Source organism: Enorma phocaeensis (assembly GCF_016901575.1).
In the GTDB taxonomy this organism is placed as follows: domain Bacteria; phylum Actinomycetota; class Coriobacteriia; order Coriobacteriales; family Coriobacteriaceae; genus Limicola; species Limicola phocaeensis_A.
On the sequence record NZ_JACJKQ010000017.1, the window covers coordinates 28,917 to 48,440 of the forward strand.

At 65.8% G+C, this 19,524-nt stretch carries 13 protein-coding genes and 1 pseudogene; 2 read left to right on the top strand and 12 right to left on the bottom strand.

Going from position 1 to position 19,524, the window contains the following annotated elements; all coding sequences use genetic code 11:
* Positions 1 to 18: 18 nt before the first annotated feature.
* The 8 genes from H6A15_RS10475 to H6A15_RS08405 all read right to left on the bottom strand — a co-directional run bounded on the left by H6A15_RS10475 (position 19) and on the right by H6A15_RS08405 (position 10,080).
* Positions 19 to 273, bottom strand: coding sequence for a hypothetical protein (locus tag H6A15_RS10475; protein WP_239462469.1), 255 nt, complete (start codon positions 271 to 273; stop codon positions 19 to 21).
* An 11-nt stretch (positions 274 to 284) separates the two neighbouring features.
* Entirely contained in the window at positions 285 to 968 is a 684-nt protein-coding gene (locus H6A15_RS08375; protein WP_239462470.1) for a type II secretion system F family protein, read from the bottom strand.
* Positions 968 to 1,915, bottom strand: a complete 948-nt coding sequence (locus H6A15_RS08380) for a type II secretion system F family protein (RefSeq protein ID WP_204673295.1) — start codon at positions 1,913 to 1,915, stop codon at positions 968 to 970. The genes H6A15_RS08375 and H6A15_RS08380 overlap by 1 nt, the downstream gene beginning before the upstream one ends.
* Complete coding sequence (locus tag H6A15_RS08385; protein WP_204673296.1) at positions 1,879 to 3,228, bottom strand: CpaF family protein; 1,350 nt, start codon at positions 3,226 to 3,228, stop codon at positions 1,879 to 1,881. Before H6A15_RS08385 ends, H6A15_RS08380 begins: the two co-directional genes overlap by 37 nt.
* The gene (locus tag H6A15_RS08390) at positions 3,225 to 4,922 is read right to left on the bottom strand and encodes an AAA family ATPase (RefSeq protein ID WP_204673297.1); all 1,698 of its coding nucleotides are present in this window, start codon (positions 4,920 to 4,922) and stop codon (positions 3,225 to 3,227) included. The genes H6A15_RS08385 and H6A15_RS08390 overlap by 4 nt, the downstream gene beginning before the upstream one ends.
* Positions 4,919 to 5,581 carry a Flp pilus assembly protein CpaB gene (cpaB, locus tag H6A15_RS08395; RefSeq protein ID WP_204673298.1) on the bottom strand — a complete coding sequence of 221 codons (663 nt, stop codon included), beginning with the start codon at positions 5,579 to 5,581 and terminating at the stop codon, positions 4,919 to 4,921. The genes H6A15_RS08390 and cpaB overlap by 4 nt, the downstream gene beginning before the upstream one ends.
* A gap of 384 nt (positions 5,582 to 5,965) precedes the next feature.
* On the bottom strand, positions 5,966 to 7,138 hold the full coding sequence (gene rsgA, locus H6A15_RS08400; protein ID WP_239462471.1) for a ribosome small subunit-dependent GTPase A: 1,173 nt from the start codon (positions 7,136 to 7,138) through the stop codon (positions 5,966 to 5,968).
* 257 nt (positions 7,139 to 7,395) lie between these two features.
* Positions 7,396 to 10,080, bottom strand: coding sequence for a cation-translocating P-type ATPase (locus H6A15_RS08405; RefSeq protein ID WP_204673300.1), 2,685 nt, complete (start codon positions 10,078 to 10,080; stop codon positions 7,396 to 7,398).
* A 443-nt stretch (positions 10,081 to 10,523) separates the two neighbouring features.
* On the opposite strand from H6A15_RS08405, the gene pyk reads away from it, so the two are divergent.
* On the top strand, positions 10,524 to 11,984 hold the full coding sequence (pyk, locus tag H6A15_RS08410; protein WP_204673301.1) for a pyruvate kinase: 1,461 nt from the start codon (positions 10,524 to 10,526) through the stop codon (positions 11,982 to 11,984).
* A 232-nt stretch (positions 11,985 to 12,216) separates the two neighbouring features.
* Here the strand turns inward: pyk and H6A15_RS08415 are convergent, their stop codons facing one another.
* The 4 genes from H6A15_RS08415 to H6A15_RS08430 all read right to left on the bottom strand — a co-directional run bounded on the left by H6A15_RS08415 (position 12,217) and on the right by H6A15_RS08430 (position 18,535).
* Entirely contained in the window at positions 12,217 to 13,050 is an 834-nt protein-coding gene (locus tag H6A15_RS08415; protein ID WP_204673302.1) for a hypothetical protein, read from the bottom strand.
* A 109-nt stretch (positions 13,051 to 13,159) separates the two neighbouring features.
* A complete protein-coding gene (gene pheT, locus H6A15_RS08420; protein ID WP_204673303.1) occupies positions 13,160 to 15,613 on the bottom strand; it encodes a phenylalanine--tRNA ligase subunit beta in 2,454 nt (817 codons plus the stop codon).
* A 184-nt stretch (positions 15,614 to 15,797) separates the two neighbouring features.
* Positions 15,798 to 16,874, bottom strand: coding sequence for a phenylalanine--tRNA ligase subunit alpha (pheS, locus tag H6A15_RS08425; RefSeq protein WP_204673304.1), 1,077 nt, complete (start codon positions 16,872 to 16,874; stop codon positions 15,798 to 15,800).
* A 536-nt stretch (positions 16,875 to 17,410) separates the two neighbouring features.
* Positions 17,411 to 18,535: a linear amide C-N hydrolase gene (locus H6A15_RS08430; protein ID WP_204673305.1), complete on the bottom strand. Its 1,125-nt coding sequence runs from the start codon at positions 18,533 to 18,535 to the stop codon at positions 17,411 to 17,413.
* A gap of 353 nt (positions 18,536 to 18,888) precedes the next feature.
* On the opposite strand from H6A15_RS08430, the pseudogene H6A15_RS08435 reads away from it, so the two are divergent.
* Positions 18,889 to 19,524, top strand: a pseudogene (locus tag H6A15_RS08435) (carboxypeptidase M32); the annotation flags it as partial.

The following is a 19,524-nucleotide window of genomic DNA, read 5'->3' on the forward strand; positions in this document are numbered from 1 at the left end:
CCCCATTCGCGCCCTCGCCTAGAGGCTGTTGATGCCCGAGGCGATGGCATCCCAGAGTTCGCTCACGCGATCGCGAAACGCGATGATCGCCAGGATGGCAATGACGACTAAAACTCCCACAAGGATCGCGTACTCCGTCGTGCCCTGTGCGCGTTCCTCACCCACCGCATCGCGAGCCGACCGGACCGTGTCCCTTGCCGCAGCGGCCGCACGGCGGGACATCGCCTTCCCTTCTTGAACGGCTACGGGCAGAAGCGACGTCTTACGTGTCATGACAACCTCCCTTATACCATCCCGCTTGCAGCGAGCAGCGGGCCGATTATGGACAGAAGAAGCGCCGGCAGGATGAGCGTGCCCGTTGGGATGAGCAGCTTGACCGGCACGCGCTCGATCTCGCGTTCGACTGCCGCGCGATGTGCGGAGCGCATCTCCGCACTTTGGCCGGCAAGCGTCTGGGCCAGCGGCGCCCCCAGCTCGATGGCCTGCGCCGAAACCGTCGCAAACGACTCCAGAGCACGCAGCCCCATCTCCGAGGCGACGCCGAGCAGGGCCTCTTCACGGGTGGCGAGCCCGATCCTCCACGAGAGCATGGCGCGCGACATGCAGGAGGCGAGCGGGGTCTCGCGACCTGAGCAGTACAGCTCAAGCGAGGCGTCAAACGAAAGGCCGGCAGAAAGGCCCAGGCGAACGATATCGATCATCTCGGACGCCTCGCCGAGCGACGCATGAGCGGAGCTTCCGCGCAACCTACCTCCGAGGGCGCCGGCCCTCGCTGCGACGCACTCGAGGGGCGCGCGGAACGCCCGAGCCGCAACGGCCGCGAGCCGCGTTGCCACACCCAGCAACCAGCGCAGCTCATCGGCTGTCCAGACCGGGGCGGCGAGCGCCCCCATGGCAACGAGCGCCCCGATGCCAATCCAGAACACAGAGGGGTCCTGAAACAGCCGCATGGCAAATGTGTCGGCCATCAGATCTTCACCTCCATAATCTTGCGAATGATGAGCCAGGCACACAGGTTGAGAGCAGCCGCCACCGCCACAGAAACCATGCCGGCGACCGTGCCGAGCCCCTGCCGAAAATCGCTTGAGAACAGCGTGAGCAGCGCGATCATCGCCACCGGCATGAGGGCGACGAGCCGGGCGGACATGCGCGCCTGCGACGTCTTTACATCCAGCCGGCGAGAGAGCTCCATACGCTCTCCCACGGTGGCGGCAGCGTCTTCCAGGAGCCCCTTGAGCGGCGCTCCGGTGCGCTGCGACACCTTCAAGGCAAGCGAGACCAGCTCAAGCCCGGGTGCAGGAAGGCGACGCAGCATCTCGTCGAGGGCCTCGGCGGCAGGGATGCCGCACACCATGGAGCTCGAGACGCGAAGAAATTCAGTGCGAACGGGCTCATCGGCATGGGTTCCCACGAAGCGCATGGCCTGGCCGAGCGAATGGCCAGAGCCCAGAGAGATGGCGAGCGCTCCAAACGCCTCGGGCATGGCGGCTTCGACCCGCCTGGCGTCTTCAGCTCTTCTACGCGCGGCGGCGCCGAAGCAAACGGCGAGCGGCAGCACCGCCCCAGCCACCGCTCCCCAGGCAGAAGGTGCAAGCGCCATGCCCGCGGCAAGCCCTGCGCCCGACATGAGCAGCAACATCCCCGCGCCCGTCCGCGCGCGATCGGGCACCGGGGGCGCCCCCGCCTTGTCGGCGCCGAAGATGCGCAGCGCCTCATCGGCGCAGCGAATGAGCCCGGGGTGCACGAGGGCGCCCTCCGGCACAACCGAACCCGCCGACCGCGCCCACGCAAGAAGAACCGAGGCGTTGCTCGACGGGCGCGCGGCCACAAGCGGAGACCGTCTCTCGGCGGGAAGTAGAAGACCTGCGGCCAAGCTTGTCAGGACGCCGACCGCCAAGGGCATGATGACCTCCATCGCTCCACCTCCTGCCTATCAAGCCTGCCCGAATGCAGCGCCTCTTCAATAAAGGCAGGCTCCCGCCTCATGGCCCAGCGCCCTCGAGCGCTGTCAAAGGTCACGTAGCGCTCCAGGCGAACGCCACCCGTCTCGGCGCGAGACACGCCGGAGTACGACGACACGAAGCGGCGCCCATCGGCACGCCGCTCCGACATGACGATTCCGTCCAGCGCCATGGCAATCTGCTCTTCGATAAGCTCGGAAGGCAGGTTGATTCCGTACCGGGCCAACAGCGTCAGGCGCACGACCGCCTCCTCTTCGGTGCCGGCGTGAAGCGTGGTCAGCGAACCGTCATGGCCCGTGTTCATGGCCTGCAGCATGTCGATGCATTCTGCGCCGCGTACCTCTCCCACCACGATGCGGTCGGGCCTCATGCGCAAAGCATTGGTCACCAGGTCACGAATGGTCACGGCCCCCTCGCCCTCGATCGATGCCTCGCGCGCCTCCAGGCGCACGACGTGGGGGTGACGGGCAAATTTGAGCTCGGCGGAGTCCTCTATGGTCACGATGCGCTCGCTCGTGGGAATCTCGCATGACAGCGCATTGAGCAGCGTGGTCTTTCCGGAGCCGGTGCCCCCTGCGACCGCCAGGTCCTGCCGCAGCTGGACCGCCCAGGAGAGCAGGCGCGCATACCAACCCGGCAACGATCCGAGCGCCACCAGTTCGTCCAGGGAGCTGATGCGGTCGGAGAACTTCCTGATCGTCAGCACCGGCCCATCGATTGCCACCGGCGGGATGACCGCGTTTACCCGGTAGCCGCTGGGCAGGCGGGCGTTCACAATGGGGCTGCGCTCGTCCACGCGCCGCCCGAGCGGCGAGATGATGCGATCGATGAGGATGCGTATCTGCTCCTCGCCGTCAAACACCTCTCCCAGCGGATACAGCACGCCCCCGCGCTCAAAGAAGGTGGCGTGGCAGCCGTTCACCATGATCTCGCTGACCGAGTCGTCTTCAAGCAGCGGCTGAAGGGGGCCGAGCCCCGCGACGTCATCCAGCACTTCGGAGATGACCTCCTCGCGCTCCGACGACGCAAGCATGGCTGCCATCTCGCCCGCCGCCCCGGCGTTGAGCACCGCCTCGACCGCCGGCCTCAACTCCTCGCGCGAGCGCACGATGTCCGTCGAGGATACGATTCTCGCAGCCTCCGTGTATCCGATCCGGTCGAGCATGCCGCGCTTTGCCGCCCTCACGACCTCGCGGCGCTCCGCGACGCGCCCCTGCCCGGCCGTGGCCACGCGGCGCGCCCGCTCAACACGTTCCCGAACGCTCATCGTGCATCACCTGCCACTTTATGCCAGGGCAGCTGAAGGCGCTGACGCTTTTCGGGCGCAGGGGGAGCAGCTGGCGCCCCTTTGACGGCGCAGCCCAGCTCTCGCAGGACATCGCGGGTGAGCGCCTGGATGCTGTCCGCGAACGCCCCGGGCTTAGCCACCACCTCGTCGATGCGGCCGAATGATGCCAGCTCGCGCACCTCGACACCGCCGTCTGCGACACGAGCCCGCGAACTCAACGCTACCGACACCTCGAAGCGCATCGCTGCATCCTCCCCGCAGCCGGCGGACCCGAATCGACAAAAGACGCTCGTCATGCGCGTGCGGGGAACCCCCACGCGCCCTGCCAGCTCGATGACGCGCGACAGGGAGTCGGCCGTGGCAACCGAGGCGTCGCCCACCATAAGGCAACGGTCTGCAACAGAGACGGCAGCGGCGACGGGATCGCTCCAATGGGTCGACGTGTCGACAAAAATGACGTCGGCCTCCCGTCGCAGCACATCGATGAGCTCTTCTACGGCGGGCCCCATGGCCTCCGCCTGCTCGGGCACCGCGACTGGACCCCACAGCGTCAAGTTGGGCCCGATGCGCATCGATGCGCGCACGACCTCATCCTCCGTAAGGCGGCCGCGATCCGTCTGGGACAGCAGGGCAAGGTCATGGCGCGCCTCGGCGCCGAGCATGACATAGACGTCGCCAAACATGAGGTCCAGATCGAGCACCGCGGTACGCAGCCCCAATTGGGATGCCGTGTATGCCATGGCGGCTATGAGGGTGGTCAGCCCGCACCCTCCGCGACCCGAAAGGCCGACGATGACCGGGGCGACGCCCGCAGGTCCCCCGCCGCCAGAAGGATGATGGTCCCCGCTCTCCTTAAGCGAAGCGGCACCGTCAGCCGTTCCGCGGCGAGCGTCCTTGTCAGACGCACGGGCATCGCCCGGGCAATCGATGGCTTTTGCGCCGTCAAGCCTGCCCGTCTGTTCTGGAGAGCAGATGGCATCGTCCTGTGCCATTCCGCCCCGCCGCACGTCCTCCCGTGCGTCCCCCTCTGGTCGATCGGAAAACTCGAGCCGCCCCGCCCCCGGAAAGGCATCGTCACGCCGCTCCCGGGCGTCCAGCACCTCGACGTATTCGTCCCATGGAGGCTCGTCCAGATCATCGAACTCGTCTGCCCCCTCATCGATGGATGCCTGCGCGCGGCCCCCATCGCTCCCGCCGACGCGCCGGTCTTCCCCAGATTCCTTCTGACGATCTTGCCCCCGTGACGACACGGAGGCCTCCCCATCGTCGGGGCCGGACGAACCGAAGCGGGTCACAGGCCGTCTCCCATCCAAACAAGCCCAAACATCGCGTCCGGCTCCCACCTCAGCGTCGTCCATCGCGACCACTTCGGTTGCCCCCGCCTCAAGACAGCGGAGGATTGTCACGGGATCGAGCGCCTCGACCCCGACGATGATCCGGCGTTCGCATCCGCTCGACAGCGCCTGGATTGCAGCCGAGAGCAGGTCTGTCGATACGCCGCGAAGCCACAAGACCGCGCCGCCCCTTGCACAGGGAAGCGCCTCCGCGACGGAGAGCAGCTCTTCGAGACGCCCCACGCGCAGCAGGCGCGCCGCCGAGTCCCTGCGCTCGACCTCGCGCCTTACCAGCTCGTAGTCGTCCAGGTTGCAGCAAGCAAGCCATACCGCACTCATTGCGCGACACCCCCGTCCCGGGCCTCCAGGCTTGCGCCCGGAAGCGTCAGACTTACCGATCCGACAGCAGTTGCAGCGAGGACCTCGGAGACGCGGTCGGGTGAAACGGCAAGCGTCACCCATGTGACGGCGGCACCTTCCGCCTCCGCAACGCGGGCGCTCGTGTCAATCACCTGCGCGTTGCACAACCTGTCAGCCACGCCTCCCTGCGAGACATAGACATCGACCCGATCGCCCGGCATGACCGCGCCGCCCACAGCGTGCTCCTCATCGGCGGGCACAGACACCGCCACCATTCCGGCGGGCACCTCAAGCGCATCGTCGTGCCGCTCAAAATACGCCGAACAAAGCACGGCCCCCTCAGGCACCCTCGACGTCACCTGTCTGCCCGCGACGTCGCGCACGGAGGTTTCAGCGTCTGTTGGCAATAAGCTTGGAACCCAATCCTCGAGGCTCACATCGCTCTCCACCAAGGTCTCTCCCGGCTCGATCTCACGAGTAGCAACGCAGACCGCCACCGTGTCTCCCCCATATTGGGCGAGCAGCTCCTCGCGGACGCCCTCCGCCTCCGCACGCACGTCGGCAGCGTAGAGATAGGCGCATGCGGCAGCGAGCACGCCGCATGCCAGGCTGATGAGAATCCTTGTGCCACGCTTCATCGCCCTGCCCCTCCCTCGCCTCGTCGACGCCGCCACAGGGCAACGTCGTCGGCTTCATTCTCAGAGGACGTGGGGCGCTTCCCGTCGGCAATGCGGCAGCCTTTTTCGCGACCTGACAGGAATCTCTCCCAAATCTTTCACGTCCGCCATGCCAAAAGGCGGCACGGCCCCGCCGTAGCGGGAGAGAATGCATGTCGACTTGCCGTTTCGCGAGGTAGCTGCCCTAAAGAGCGCCGCTGCCGCTCAAAAGCGGGTTGCAATTACGTGTTTGAGACCCTAGAAATGTACCTAGTCAGAAGTCATTTTGAGGGTAGATTCGTCCGTCGCCGCAGCAAGAGCCGGCAACATGCCAGCGCATGTTGCGGCGATGCCTAGGGCAATGTCTCAGAGGTGGATGTCGGGATCCAAGCTTTGAGCGCTCACGCGCATCTCGTCGGCAAGCGCCAGGAACGCATCGAGCCTCACCTGATCGATCTCGCCTGCATCGACCGCCTCACGCACCGCGCAGCCTGGTTCGTGCGTATGGGTGCAATCCGAAAAGCGGCAGCCATGCGATGCCCGAACCACCTCGGGAAAGGAGAGGGCCAAGCCACGCTCGTGCCCCACCAGCGGCAGGCTGCGCAGGCCCGGCGCGTCGGCAATGACCCCTGCATCGCCGGGGAGGGCGACCATGACACGTGCGACGGTGGTGTGCCGGCCGGCGTCGTCGCGCTCCCGGACCGCACCCGTCGCCAGAGCATCATGTCCCAAGAGCGCGTTGAGCAGCGTCGATTTTCCCGCGCCAGACTCACCGAGAATCATCGCGCATGTCCCGGCGGGGACCTGCGCGCGCACCCCGTCGAGCCCCGTTGCGAGTGCGGAGGAAGTCACGATGATGGGTACATCTGCGCCAACCAGGCGACGCACGCGGCCGCGCTCTCTTGCAAGCTCGTCAGGGGTGCAGCGATCGGCTTTGGTCAGCACCACCGCGGGAGCCGCCCCGCAGTCGCGAGCGAGCACGAGGGAGCGCGCCACGCGCCCCAGCAGCACCTCGCCTGCGCCAAGCGCCTGCACGATGAGCACCGTGTCGACGTTTGCGCACAGCACCTGCCGCTCGCCACGGTTCTTGCCCCGCCAGCGCTCAAACACCGTGCGCCGCGGAAGCACCCGCTCGATCACACCCATGTCATGCCCGGGCGCAAGGCGGACCGCGACGCGGTCGCCCACTGCGGGCAGCATCCCGTCGCCCTTCTCTTTATTCTGCTTGGCGAATCCCACGGCATGCTCTGCGCGAAAAAGCGCCTCGGCGGTTACCACGAGCGGGAATCCTCGATCGAGACGCACCACGCAGCCAAGCTTGAGCTCGTCGGGCGTCTCGGAGGAGGCCGTCACGCGCTCGAAAGCGTCGAGCTGCGCATCGTTTACCTGAAAGTCCGTAAACGCCGGAATGTCTTCGAGCGCCTCGATAGCGGGAAGCGCGCCCACGTCAAGCGTTGCGTCGGCGGCATGTTGGGCCGAACGACGCCCGCGGCGCCCCGCACCCTTCGTTTTGCCTTGCACGCGCGCTCGCTTTCCCATCCGCCCGCCTTTCCGCTCGGTCATCCCTCGCCATGGTACCGCAACATGCGAGCTATGCGACGCGGGCGCGCGGCGCGATCCGGCGGATGCCACCCAGACGCGCCGGGATGCACGACGGCGACGGCTGCCCGCCGCACCGCAGAAAGGGCGAAAAGGCCCCCGCGGTTCGGAGGGAGCCTCCACGGCCGCGAAGCGGCGAGGACGGCGCCTGAAGAACCACGGGGGCCTCTGCTTGTCAGGCGATTATGAGAGCCGAGCTACTCCTTCTCGATCGACCTCATGATGGCCTTGTAGACCTCCATGAGCGGGATGATCAGGAAGGCAAGGCCGAGCGCGGTGAGCAGCGCCTCAGGAGGCAGGACCATGAAGCCGAAGGCATCGGCCAGCGGGTCGAACTCGACGACGACCACCGTGAGCACGAGCGCGAGGGCGGCGGCGCCCCACAGCCACTTGTTCTGCTTCTTCATGGTAAAGAGCGACTGACGACGGCTGCGCATGTTGAAGCAGTGGAAGATCTCGACCATGGACAGCGTGATGAACGCCATGGTGACGCCCTCTTCGTCGGCGGTGCCGGCGATCATGTCGGCGATATCGATGTAGCCCATGTCGAAGTACACGCCCGCAAAGAAGCTCGCCAGCACGAGCGCGGTGATGATCACGCCCTGGACCACGATGTCGAGGCCCATGCCGCCGGCGAACACGCCGTCAGAGGCCTTGCGGGGCTTGCGCTTCATGATGTCGCCCTCGGCACCCTCCATGCCAAGCGCCAGCGCCGGGAAGCAGTCCGTCACGAGGTTGATCCACAGCAGCTGCACGGGCTGGAAGATGGTGAAGCCCACGAGCGTCGCCACGAACACCGAGAGCACCTCGGCGATGTTGGCGGAAAGCAGGAACTGGATGACCTTGCGGATGTTGTCGTAGATACGACGGCCTTCCTCCACGGCGTTGATGATCGTGGCGAAGTTGTCGTCGGCAAGCACCATGTCGGCCACGTTCTTGGTGACGTCGGTGCCGGTGATGCCCATGCCGACGCCGATGTCGGCGCGCTTGATGGACGGGGCGTCGTTCACGCCGTCGCCGGTCATGGCCACGATGTTGCCGCGGCTCTTCCAGGCGTCGACGATGCGGGCCTTGTGCTCGGGCTGGACGCGGGCGTACACGCTGTACTCGGCGACCTTCTCATGGAAGTCCTCGTCGGAAATCTTGTCGAGCTGGGCGCCGGTGATGGCCTGAGAGGCGTCGGTGGCGATGCCGAGGTTCTTGGCGATGGCCACGGCGGTGTCGATGTGGTCGCCCGTGATCATGACGGGGCGGATGCCGGCCTCCTTGGCCTCGGCGATCGCCGGGGCGACCTCGGGACGCTCGGGGTCGATCATGCCGGACAGGCCGATGAACACGAGGTCGTGCTCGAGCGCCTCGGGAGCGCAGTCCTCCGGCATGGTCTCATAGGAACGCATCGCGCTCGCGAGCACGCGCAGGGCCTCGTTGGCCATGGCCTTGTTCTCGGCGAGGATGGATGCGCGGCGCTCGTCGGTCATGTCCTCGACGGTGCCGTCGGCGTTCATGACCTTGGTGCACAGGTCCAGCACCACGTCGGGAGCACCCTTCGTGTACTGCTCGAAGCCGCCCTCGGGCATCTCCACCACGACGGACATCATCTTGCGGCCTGAGTCGAACGGGGCCTCGCCCACGCGCGGATAGCGGGCGTCGTTGTCGTTCGCGTAGAAGCCGGCCTTGGCAGCGTCGTTCACGAGGGCGCACTCGGTGGGCTCGCCCTCCGCCTCGCCCTTCTCGTCGTCAAACTTGGCATCGGAGCACAGGGCCATGGCGCGCAGGTGCAGCTCCTCGGGACCCTGCAGCTCGTGCTTCACGACGGTCATCTTGTTCTGGGTGAGCGTGCCGGTCTTGTCCGAGCAGATCACGGTGGTGCAGCCGAGCGTCTCGACCGCGGTCATCTTGCGGATGATCGCCTGACGCTTGGCCATCTTGGTGACGCCCATGGAAAGCACGATCGTGACGACGGCCACGAGACCCTCGGGGATGGCGGCGACGGCGAGCGACACGGCGACCATGAAGGTGTCGAGAAGCATGGTGGGATTCGAGCCCAGCTCGCCGAAGTGGCGGATGATGTCGACGGCGAAGATGACCACACAGATGCCGAGCACGAGCTTGGTCAGGATGACGGAGAGCTCGTTCAGCTTCATCTGGAGCGGCGTGAGCTCCTTCTTGGCGGTGGTGAGGGCGTCGGCGATCTTGCCCATCTCGGTCTTCATGCCGGTGGCGACCACCACGGCGCGGCCGCGGCCGTACACCACGGTGGAGCCCATGTAGCACATGTTCTTGCGGTCGCCGAGCGGCACGTCGTCCATGCCCTCGGCGAGCGTGATGGCATCGGTGTGCTTCTCGACCGGCACGGACTCGCCGGTGAGCGCGGCCTCCTCGATCTTCATGGAAGCGCTCTCGAGCACGCGGCAGTCCGCCGGGACGGAGTCGCCCGCCTCGAGCAAGATCACGTCGCCCGGAACGAGCTCGGAGCTCGGCAGGTGCACCATCTTGCCGTCGCGGATGACCTTCGACTGGGCGGCGCTCATCTGCTGCAGCGCCTCGAGCGCCTGCTCGGACTTCGCCTCCTGGACGACGCCGAGCACCGAGTTGATGATGACGACCGCCAAGATGATGATGACGTCCGCCCACTCAGGCTCGCCCTGGATCGTGCCGGTGATGGCAGAGATCGCCGCCGCGACGATGAGCATGATGACCATCGGGTCGGCCATCTGCTCGAAGAAACGCTTCCACAGCGGCGTCTTCTCTTCCTCGTCCAGCTTGTTGGGACCAACGCTCGCGAAACGCGAAGACGCCTCCGCGGCCGCTAGGCCCCCTTCGGCATTCGAGGACTGCTCCTCGAGCACCTCCTCAGCCGAAGCCAAGTATTCCTTTGACATAGATATGACCCCTCCTGGGTTGCATCAAGCCGCTCGGCAGATTGACGCCCGATCATAATTCCCCAGAGGGCCGGGGCAAGGGCTCGTCAAGGCTGCCTGCCGAGAGGCAGCTGACAATAGCTAAGCATGATACCCCATCTCGCCCTGCCCATACAGGGCATATGTGCTCACGTCCCCTTTGAAATCCCCGACATGGGAGGCGACGTAAGGCCAAGCCTCCCCCGCTCACGGACGCCCAGCCGAAGCCCCTCGACATACTTGAGACCTTCTTCGTCATTGAGCCTAACGAATTATCAGGCGGTGTTAGTAACCGTTTGGTTTCTGTAAATGAATCAGAATTCGGTGTACGGTTGATTTTAATCGCCTTACGGTGTAATCGGTTCACCTATAATGCCCCGTGACGATTTTGAAGCAACGTGCCCCAACGTCCAGTGGAGGTTTGAATGTACAAACGCACGAAGATTGTATGCACGATGGGTCCCGCCTGCGACAACGACGAGACGCTTCGCGAGATGATGAAGGCGGGCATGAACATCGCTCGCTTCAATTTCTCCCATGGCTCGTACGAGGAGCATCACGGCCGCATCGAGCGCGTCCGCCGCATCGCCGACGAGCTCGACATGCCCATCGGCATCCTGCTCGACACCAAGGGCCCCGAGATCCGCACCGGCTTGCTTGAGGGCCACCAGAAGATCACCGTCAACGCCGGCGACAAGATCGTGGTCACCGCCGAGCCCACGCAGGAGGATCACCTGGGCAACGCGTCCCACATCTCGCTCGACTACGTCGACCTGCCGCGCGAGGTCGAGGCCGGCTCCAAGATTCTGATCGACGACGGCCTGATCGGCCTTGTGGTCGACTCCGTCGACGGCCAGGACATGTACTGCACCGTCGAGAACGGCGGCGAGATCGGCGAGCACAAGGGCGTCAACGTCCCGAACGTCGAGATCGGCCTGCCCGCCATCACCGAGCGCGACCGCGAGGACATCCTGTTCGGCCTGAAGGAGGGCATCGACTACATCGCCGCCTCCTTCATCCGCGACGGCGCCGCCGTGCGCGAGATCCGCAAGCTCTGCGACGAGAACGGCGGCGAGCACGTCGGCATCTTCCCGAAGATCGAGTGCGCTCTCGGCGTCAAGAACTTCGACGACATCCTGAAGGCCTCCAACGGCGTCATGGTCGCCCGCGGCGACCTGGGCATCGAGATTCCGCCGCAGCTGGTGCCGCACGTCCAGAAGACCATCATCTCCAAGTGCAACGCCGCCTACAAGCCGGTGATTACTGCCACGCAGATGCTCGACTCCATGATCCGCAACCCGCGCCCCACGCGCGCCGAGGTCGCCGACGTCGCGAACGCCATCTACGACGGCACTGACGCCGTGATGCTCTCCGGCGAGACCGCTGCCGGCGAGTACCCGGTCGAGGCCGTGAAGATGCAGGCCTCCATCGCGCACGAGACCGAGAAGCACATTGCCGCCCACGGCCCGCTCGAGGTCCCGGCAAACAGCCACGGCACCCGCGTCATCAACAACATGGTCGGCCTCTCTGCCGTGAACATGGCCACCACCATCGGCGCCAAGGCCATCGTGGTGCCCACCACCACCGGTCGCACCGCCCGCCTCATCTCGCACTTCCACCCGCACACCCCCATCGTGGCGTTCTCCCGCCATCAGTGGGCCGTGCAGAAGATGCTCATGTACTGGGGCGTCGAGCCGCACCTCGCGGCCATCACGCAGGGCACCGTCGACGACACGGTGACCGTCGCCATCGACGCCGCCAAGGAGCGCGGCTATGTCAAGAAGGGCGACGTCGCGGTCGTGACCGTCGGCGACCCCAAGACCTCTGTTACCCTCGCCGACAAGATCACCTCCACGAACGTCGTCTACGTCGCCCAGGTGCGCTAAGACGCTGCCAAGGGGCGCTAGCGCGTCATCAAGGTGCGCTTGGACCCATTTCGACCAGGCCCCTGTAGCACCTGTTCAAAGGCCGGCTCGCTTTTGCGGGCCGGCCTTTTTGCTTTGGCGCTCCAGCGCTCCCATCAACGAGACCAACGGGCGCGCCCGCGTGTGTGCCCCTCCTTCTTTCCTGCCGCTGCGTGCATTCCGGAGGCGTGCAAGCCGATCAAACGGAGCCCCGCTAGCCCAGACGCTCCTCGAGGAGACGGTCGGTCGTCGCCACGACCTCGGCAAACACGGTGTCGAAAAACTCCTCGGTCAGCAGGCGGTAGGGCGGATGGGTCAGTGATCCCTGGTTCTCGCGCACGATCTCGTGCGTCACGCCGATGGTCACGACCGTTGCGTACCGATCGATGGGATACTGCGGAAACGCCTCGGCGGCACGCAGCAATCGCTCGGTTGCGCGCGGCAGCGACACGATTGGCAGCGTCTTGCCAAAGCAGTCAAAGTCACCCTGCTTTTTGATGCGAAACTGCTCGCTCGGCTTGCCGCCATGCGCATCGAGGTACTCGTTTACTCGCGTGTTCCACAGGTTGTCGGCAACAAGGTGCGCCCATACTCCCAACGTGAGGTCGAAGACAGAGCGGGACACGTCATTCCCTTCCGGCACGTCATCAAGCGGGCTCGTCTGGCATGGCGGGGTGCCCGCGCCCTCGTAGCGCGAGGGGTAATGGATGCGATTCATGGTCTCGCGCTCGATATCGATTGAAGACGCCGGAATGGGCTCCCCCGCCGGACGCACGCAGCATGCCACCCCCAGGCGAGCGGCCGCGGGAGCCACATAGCTATCCCAAAACTCATGCTCGCGCGGCTTGGGGATAGGTTCGGGCGTGGCGAAATGCGTGATGCGGTAGGGGATCGGCCGCTTGATGCCCGGCACCATATAGCCGACGTAGATGTCGGGAACGAGGTTGCCAAACAGGAAGGCGTTGCGGTCGAAGACGGTACGCGCGACGGCTCCGTCGCCGTCGAATAGACGCTCCGTCTGCGCGATGTGGATATTCCAGCTTGGCAACGTTTCCTCCCCCTCGCCACGGGGCGGGTCCGTACACCCGCCCCGTCAACTCATATGGAGCATCTATCGGTCTACCCCGGCAAGGCCCTTGCCGGGGCGCTCGGCAGCGCTACGCGCGCACCTCGCCGCCGGTGGCCTTGCACACCTTGGTCACGAGGCGCTGGTGCACCTTCTCGACCTCGTCGGAGGTCAGGGTGTGGTCGTCGGCGCGGTAGGTGAGGGCAAACGCCATAGACTTCTTGCCCTTGCCCACGCGCTCGTCGTCGCGATACACGTCGAACAGGCGAACGCCCACGAGCAGCTTGCCGCCGGCAGAGCGCAGGCGACGATCGAGGTCCTCGCAGCTCACGTCCTCATTCACCACGATGGCGAGGTCCATGTCGACCGACGGGTAGGTCGAGAACTCACGATACGCCTCCTGGTCGCGAGCCAGGCGCATGAGCGCCTCGAGATTGAGCTCGAAGGCGACGACGGGCAGGTTGATGTCGAAGCGCTCGCGAACCTGCGGATGGATCTCGCCCACCCAGCCGAGCACCGTGCCGCCCGAAAGAACCTCGGCGCCGCGGCCCGGCTGCAGGAAGCGATAGAGCTCGCCATCGGCAGGACGGAACCGGACCTTCTCGACACGAAGCTGCTCGAGCAGCTCCTCGACAACGCCCTTGCCGTCGAAGAAGCGCAGCGGGCGCTGCCTCTGGATCCAGGTCACGTCGCCCCATGCGCCCGAAAGGACGCCTGCGACGCTCGGGCGCTCCTTGGGCAGGCTCGCGTTTTCACGGCCGCAGAAGAGCGTGCCCGTCTCGTATAGATGCACGTTTGCGGTGCCGTGAGCCTCGTTGTAGGCGACCGACTCAAGCAGGCCCGGCAGCAGCGAGCGACGCATCTCGGACTGCTCGGCGACAAGCGGACGCATGAGGACCACGGGCACGCCGCGCCCCTCCTCGCTCATGTCGCACTTCTCGAGGTCGCCAGGAGCCGCGAACGAATAGGTCGTCGTCTCGTTGAGTCCGCACGAACGAAGGATCGAGCCGATGCGACGATGCAGGTGCTGGTCGTGCGTCAGGCCGCCGATATGGTTTTTCGCGGCGGGAATCGTGGCCTGGACACGGTCCATGCCCCAAAGGCGCAGAACCTCCTCGATGAGGTCGACCTCGCGCACGAGGTCGGGGCGGAAGCTGGGCGGCACGACCGTGAAGTCATCGCCGTCGGCCGTGACGGTGCAGCCGAGACGGCTCAGGGAGCCCTCGATGAAGGAAGGCTCGATAGGGGCGCCGCACAGCATGCGCACGCGCTCGAGACGCAGCTTCAGCGCAGGAATCTCTTTCGGGGACGGATACAGGTCGACATAGCCGGGCGCCACCTCGCCGCCGGCGAGCTCCTCGATGAGCGCGCAGGTAACGTTTGCGATGTCGACGCAGCCGGTCTCGTCCACCTGGCGCTCGAAGCGAATCGAGGCGTCGGAGATGAGCGCGAGGTCGCGGCTCGTATGCGAGGTGCGCCCCGCATCGAAGCAGGCGCTCTCGACGAGCACGTCGACGGTGTCGTCCTCGATCTCGGAATCCATGCCGCCCATGACGCCCGCGAGCGCGACCGGGCGCTCGCCGTCGGTGATAAGGCCCATGCCCGCAGCGAGGGTGCGCTCCTGACCGTCCAGGGTCTGGAACACCTCGCCCTCGCGCGCGGCACGCACCACCACGCGGCGCTTGCCGTCGCGCTCGGCAAAGGTGGAGAGGTCGAAGGCGTGCAGCGGCTGCCCGGTGAGCATCATCACGTAGTTGGTGATGTCCACGATGTTGTTGTGGGGACGGATGCCGAGCGCGCCCAGGCGCTGAACCATCCAATCCGGCGAGGGCCCCACCTTCACGTTGCGCACGATGCGAGCAACATAGCGGCTGCACAGGCCGGAATCGGCGATCTCGAGGGAGAGCTCGTCGGCCACGGGACGTCCGACCTCAGACTTGATCTGGGGATAGTCCACGTGGTAGTCGCGGTCGTAGATGGCGCCCACCTCGCGCGCGATGCCGACCATCGACAGGCAGTCCGGGCGGTTCGGGGTGATCTCGCAGTCGAGCACGGTGTCGGCGGTGCCCCAATAGCGCGAGAACGGCACGCCCACGGGGGCATCCTCGGGCAGAACGAGGATGCCCGAATGGTCCCCTCCCAGCCCGAGCTCGCGCAGCGAGCAGTTCATGCCGCGCGACTCCACGCCGCGCAGCTTGCTCTTCTTGATCTTGATGCCGCCGGGCAGCTCCGCACCGATGAGCGCCGTGACGATGTGGTCGCCCTCGTTGAAATTCTGAGCTCCGCAGACGATCTGCAGCGGGGCGGGATTGCCGCTCTCGTCGAGGTTGTAGGAGCCCACATCGACCATGGTCACCCACATGTGGTCCGAATCCGGGTGCGGCTGCTTCGAGGTCACCTGGGCGGTGACGATGTTGTCGAACGCCTCGCCCAGGGTGTCGATGGACTCGACCTCGGTGCCCGTGCGGATGAACTCACGGCTGAGCTCTTCCGGCGACTCCGGCAGATCGACGAGCTCCTGCAGCCACTTATATGAAACTTTCATCTGAATCTCCTCAATACAACGCGCAATAACCGACGTAGGGGCCGCTTGGGGACGTGTCCGGCATGTCCGTCTCGCCCGCGGGGACCGCACGCGGCGATCCCGGGCGCCGCTTGTCGACGCGGCCCAGGGACATGCCCCGCGCGACGGCATGCGGGCGCAACCGCCGCAAGACCGCCCCCATGCCTTAGAACTGCTCCAAGAAACGCATGTCGCCCGTCATCAGCGCGCGCAGGTCGGGCAGGTCGTAGCGAAGCGCCGCGACGCGCTCGACGCCGATGCCGAAGGCGAAGCCGGTGTAGCGCTCGGGGTCGACGCCGCAGTTGATGAGCACGTTGGGGTCGATCATGCCGCAGCCCAAGATCTCGATCCAGCCGCTGTGCTTGCAGAAGCTGCAGCCCTTGCCGCCGCACACGTGGCACGACACATCGAGCTCGCAGCTGGGCTCCGTGAAGGGGAAGAAGTGCGGGCGATAGCGGGTCTTGCGATCGGCGCCGAACATGCACTTCGCGAAGTAGTCGAGCGTGCCCTTAAGGTCGCCGAAGGTGATGCCCTCGTCCACCACGATGCCTTCGACCTGGTTGAACTGCGGGAGATGGCAGGCGTCGGCGGTGTCGGGACGATACACGGTGCCGGGCACGATAGCGTAGATGGGCGGCTGCTGGTGCTCCATGATGTGAATCTGCGTGCCCGACGTCTGGGTGCGCAGCAGCACGTCGGACTCGCCATGGGCGTGGTCCTCGGGGTGCGCGACAGACCCGGGCGCGTTGTCGACCACATAGAAGGTGTCGCGCGCCGAGCGGCTCGGATGGTCCATCGGGGCGTTCAGCGCGGTGAAGTTATACCAGCTCGTCTCCACCTCGGGACCCGCCTCCACGGTATAGCCGATCCCGCAGAACACGTCCTCCATCTCTTCCTTGATCTGGTTGATGAGGTGCTGATGGCCGATGGTCGGACGCGCGCCGGGCAGCGTCACGTCCACGGCCTCGGTCGCCATGAGGTTGCTCATAGCCTGGCGCTTGAGGTCGCCCGATGCGTGGTCGATCAAAGACTCGACCATGCGGCGCAGCTCGTTGGCACGCTTGCCCACGACGGGCCGCTCCTCCGGGCTCACCTTGCCCATCATGTGCATGATCTGGGTGATCTCGCCTTTGCGCCCCAAGAGCGCCACGCGAGCCTCCTCCAGCTTCTTTGCGTCTCCGGCGGCGGAGATCATCTCCTTTGCGCGCTCTTGCAGAGCATCCAGATCGTCGATGAGACCCATGTAGTTCCTCCCCTTCGTTGTGCGGGGCGGCATGTCTGCCGGCCCCGTTCCCGAGGCGCGTCCTTGTGCCGCCCGTCCGGAACCCTGCCCGGCGGCGGGGCCCCATGGCGGCAAACAAAAACCGTCCTCGGGCGTCTTGTCTGCCCAAGGACGGTTGAATCCGCGGTACCACCTTGCTTGACCGGCGGGTTGTCTGCCCCGCCAGGCCCTCTTTGACCCGATGTCGCCCGGGCGCGCGGCTTCCCTACTGAACCGGCCGCCGCGGGCACCCTAGCGCCGCACCGTCGACTCGATCGTTCAGGTCGCTGCTCGGGAGTGAACTCGGAACCTCGTCGCAGCGGGCGGGCTTTCAGCCGGTGACCCTCCCTCTCTCAAGCCGCGACATGCGAGGCGCCGACCTCTCCGTCAACGCGTTGGTCGGAAGGATAGCACATTCTACAAGCAGGTATGCACTTCAAGGCAAGCCCACATGCAAAACGTGGGCACGCGGCGACGGCGAAGCCGGACGCCGGCGCCGCGCCCCAGAGCGCGCCGCGCTACTCGGCAAGGCTCACCTCAAAGGCAGGCTCGTCGTACTTGCCACCCATGATGATCGACGCGGTGAGGTCGTCCAGGTTGTAGACGCACGACCACTGGGTCTGGAACACGCTGCCGTCGTCGCGCACCTGCACCTCGCGCGACACGCTCTGCAGCATGTCCATGGCGCCCTCCTCGCTCACCGCGCCGTTCGAGGCCTCGAGCGCGCCCATGAGCACCTCGTAGCGGTCCTGGCCGCCGCCAAAGTCATAGTCGCCCGGCGTGAGCAGGAAGTTCGTCGCCGCCTGATAGGCGGTGCCCTCCGACGTCCCCATGGTCGTCTCGTCGCCGGGGCGCAGCACCGACAGCTCGTCGCCGATATACTCGACGATGGCCGAATCGCCCGAGGCGTCGGCGATCTGGAAGTGATAGCAGCTGTTCGCGCTCGAGTGCATGTCGTATTCCCCGAGCATCGCCACCGCCTCGTCCACCGTCGCGCAGCCGTCGAGCATCATGCGAATCGCCGTGGTCGTCGTGATGTCGACCTTGTCCGTCTGCTGGTCGGTCGGGTCGGTGTCGATCAGCAGCACACCGACGGCGAGCCCCGCCTCGTTCACGCCGTCGAGCGGCGCATAGGGGGCAGCGAGCGTCGTCAGGCTGGAGACCAAATCCTCGGGCAGCTTCTGCTCGCCATAGCCCAAAAAGCCCAGGTTGACCATAGAAACGCTCGCGTAGCCGTCCGTGGGATTGGTGCGGACGAGCATGCCGGGAGAGTACTCCAGGTCGAAGTTGCGCCCAAAGATCGCATCGCCCTCGGGCGTGGTAGCATTGAAGGTCGAGCACGCAAGGTCGGGGAGCTCGATGGTGATCGGAAGCCCCTTCATGATGCGCCCCACGACAAAGTCGATGAGCTCGGCGTCGTTCGAGGCACCTCCCTGCGCCAAGAACTCGTCGATGCCGTAGTCGCCATCGTAGGTCATGGTGTAGAGCGGATAGTCGTCGACCTTCTGAATCGATGTGAGCGTCTTGAACTCATGTCCGAAGAGCATGAAGAACGCCGCCGTGGCCACAACCACCAGCGCCACCAGGGTGGCCGCCACCCCCAATGCGATCCGCTTCGCCAAGCTTGCCCGCGTCTTTGCCATTGCCTCCCCCTTGTGATTCTGCCTTGCATTTCGCGCGATTGCCCCTGCCCCCGCGCGAGCGACGCACCATGCTAACAAAACCGGGCACATATTTGACGATTTTTATAAACTCGTCAATTTGCTCTCCACAGCTCGCGCCGTGTGTGGCACACGGAGGAGCTGTGCAGGGCGATGGGTATACATGTCCCTGTGGGGCAGCTTGACAAGGCCGCAACCCGGCCGATCGCACATCGATTGGCCAAGCTTGGGCCCGAGGACCCGGGCTTGTGCAACACTGTGTTGTGCGGACGCCCTCAGGCGCCCTTCCAAGTAGCTATGGACGCACCAAGCCAACCACCCTGAAAGGAGCCGGCATGAGCACCGACACCATCACGCAGTTCAAACGTCTCCAACGCGACCTGTGGTGCCGCGAATACCTGACGAGCGTGCTCGACTACGACGGCGAGACCTCTGCCCCCGAGCGCGGCGCGGCGGCGCGCGCCGAGGCAATGGGCGCGCTTTCCGAAGAGCACCACCGCCTCCTCACCAGCCAGACGGCGCGCGACCTCGTGGCCGAGCTCTCCCGCGAGGCGGAGGCGGGCGCGCTCGATGACGCCACCGCGACCGAGCTCAAGGTGTTTGCCCGCGACCAGCGCGAGGCCCTCGCCATCCCCACCGACGAGGTCGCCGCATGGACGCGCCTCACCAGCGAGGCGAACGCCGTGTGGCACAAGGCGAAGCTTGCGAACGACTGGGAGTCCTTCGAGCCCTACATCGACCGCATCGTCGAGGTCCTGAAGCGCCACGCGTCATATCTCGACGATTCGCGCGACCCCTACGACGTCTGGCTCGACCAGTACGAGCGCGGCATGGACGCCGCGCGCTACGACGCCTTCTTCGCGCAGGTGCGCGCGACCGTCGTCCCGCTCGTGCACGAGATCTCGTCGATGGAGACGCCTCGCCCCTCCTTCCTGAGCGCCCACGTCCCCACCTGTCTCTTATACACATCT

Coding starts and splice junctions, on each gene's coding strand:
- H6A15_RS10475 (WP_239462469.1), bottom strand. CDS start 273: ATGACACGTAAGACGTCGCTTCTGCCCGTAGCCGTTCAAGAAGGGAAG.
- H6A15_RS08375 (WP_239462470.1), bottom strand. CDS start 968: ATGGCCGACACATTTGCCATGCGGCTGTTTCAGGACCCCTCTGTGTTC.
- H6A15_RS08380 (WP_204673295.1), bottom strand. CDS start 1,915: ATGGAGGTCATCATGCCCTTGGCGGTCGGCGTCCTGACAAGCTTGGCC.
- H6A15_RS08385 (WP_204673296.1), bottom strand. CDS start 3,228: ATGAGCGTTCGGGAACGTGTTGAGCGGGCGCGCCGCGTGGCCACGGCC.
- H6A15_RS08390 (WP_204673297.1), bottom strand. CDS start 4,922: ATGAGTGCGGTATGGCTTGCTTGCTGCAACCTGGACGACTACGAGCTG.
- cpaB (WP_204673298.1), bottom strand. CDS start 5,581: ATGAAGCGTGGCACAAGGATTCTCATCAGCCTGGCATGCGGCGTGCTC.
- rsgA (WP_239462471.1), bottom strand. CDS start 7,138: ATGGGAAAGCGAGCGCGCGTGCAAGGCAAAACGAAGGGTGCGGGGCGC.
- H6A15_RS08405 (WP_204673300.1), bottom strand. CDS start 10,080: ATGTCAAAGGAATACTTGGCTTCGGCTGAGGAGGTGCTCGAGGAGCAG.
- pyk (WP_204673301.1), top strand. CDS start 10,524: ATGTACAAACGCACGAAGATTGTATGCACGATGGGTCCCGCCTGCGAC.
- pheT (WP_204673303.1), bottom strand. CDS start 15,613: ATGAAAGTTTCATATAAGTGGCTGCAGGAGCTCGTCGATCTGCCGGAG.
- pheS (WP_204673304.1), bottom strand. CDS start 16,874: ATGGGTCTCATCGACGATCTGGATGCTCTGCAAGAGCGCGCAAAGGAG.
- H6A15_RS08430 (WP_204673305.1), bottom strand. CDS start 18,535: ATGGCAAAGACGCGGGCAAGCTTGGCGAAGCGGATCGCATTGGGGGTG.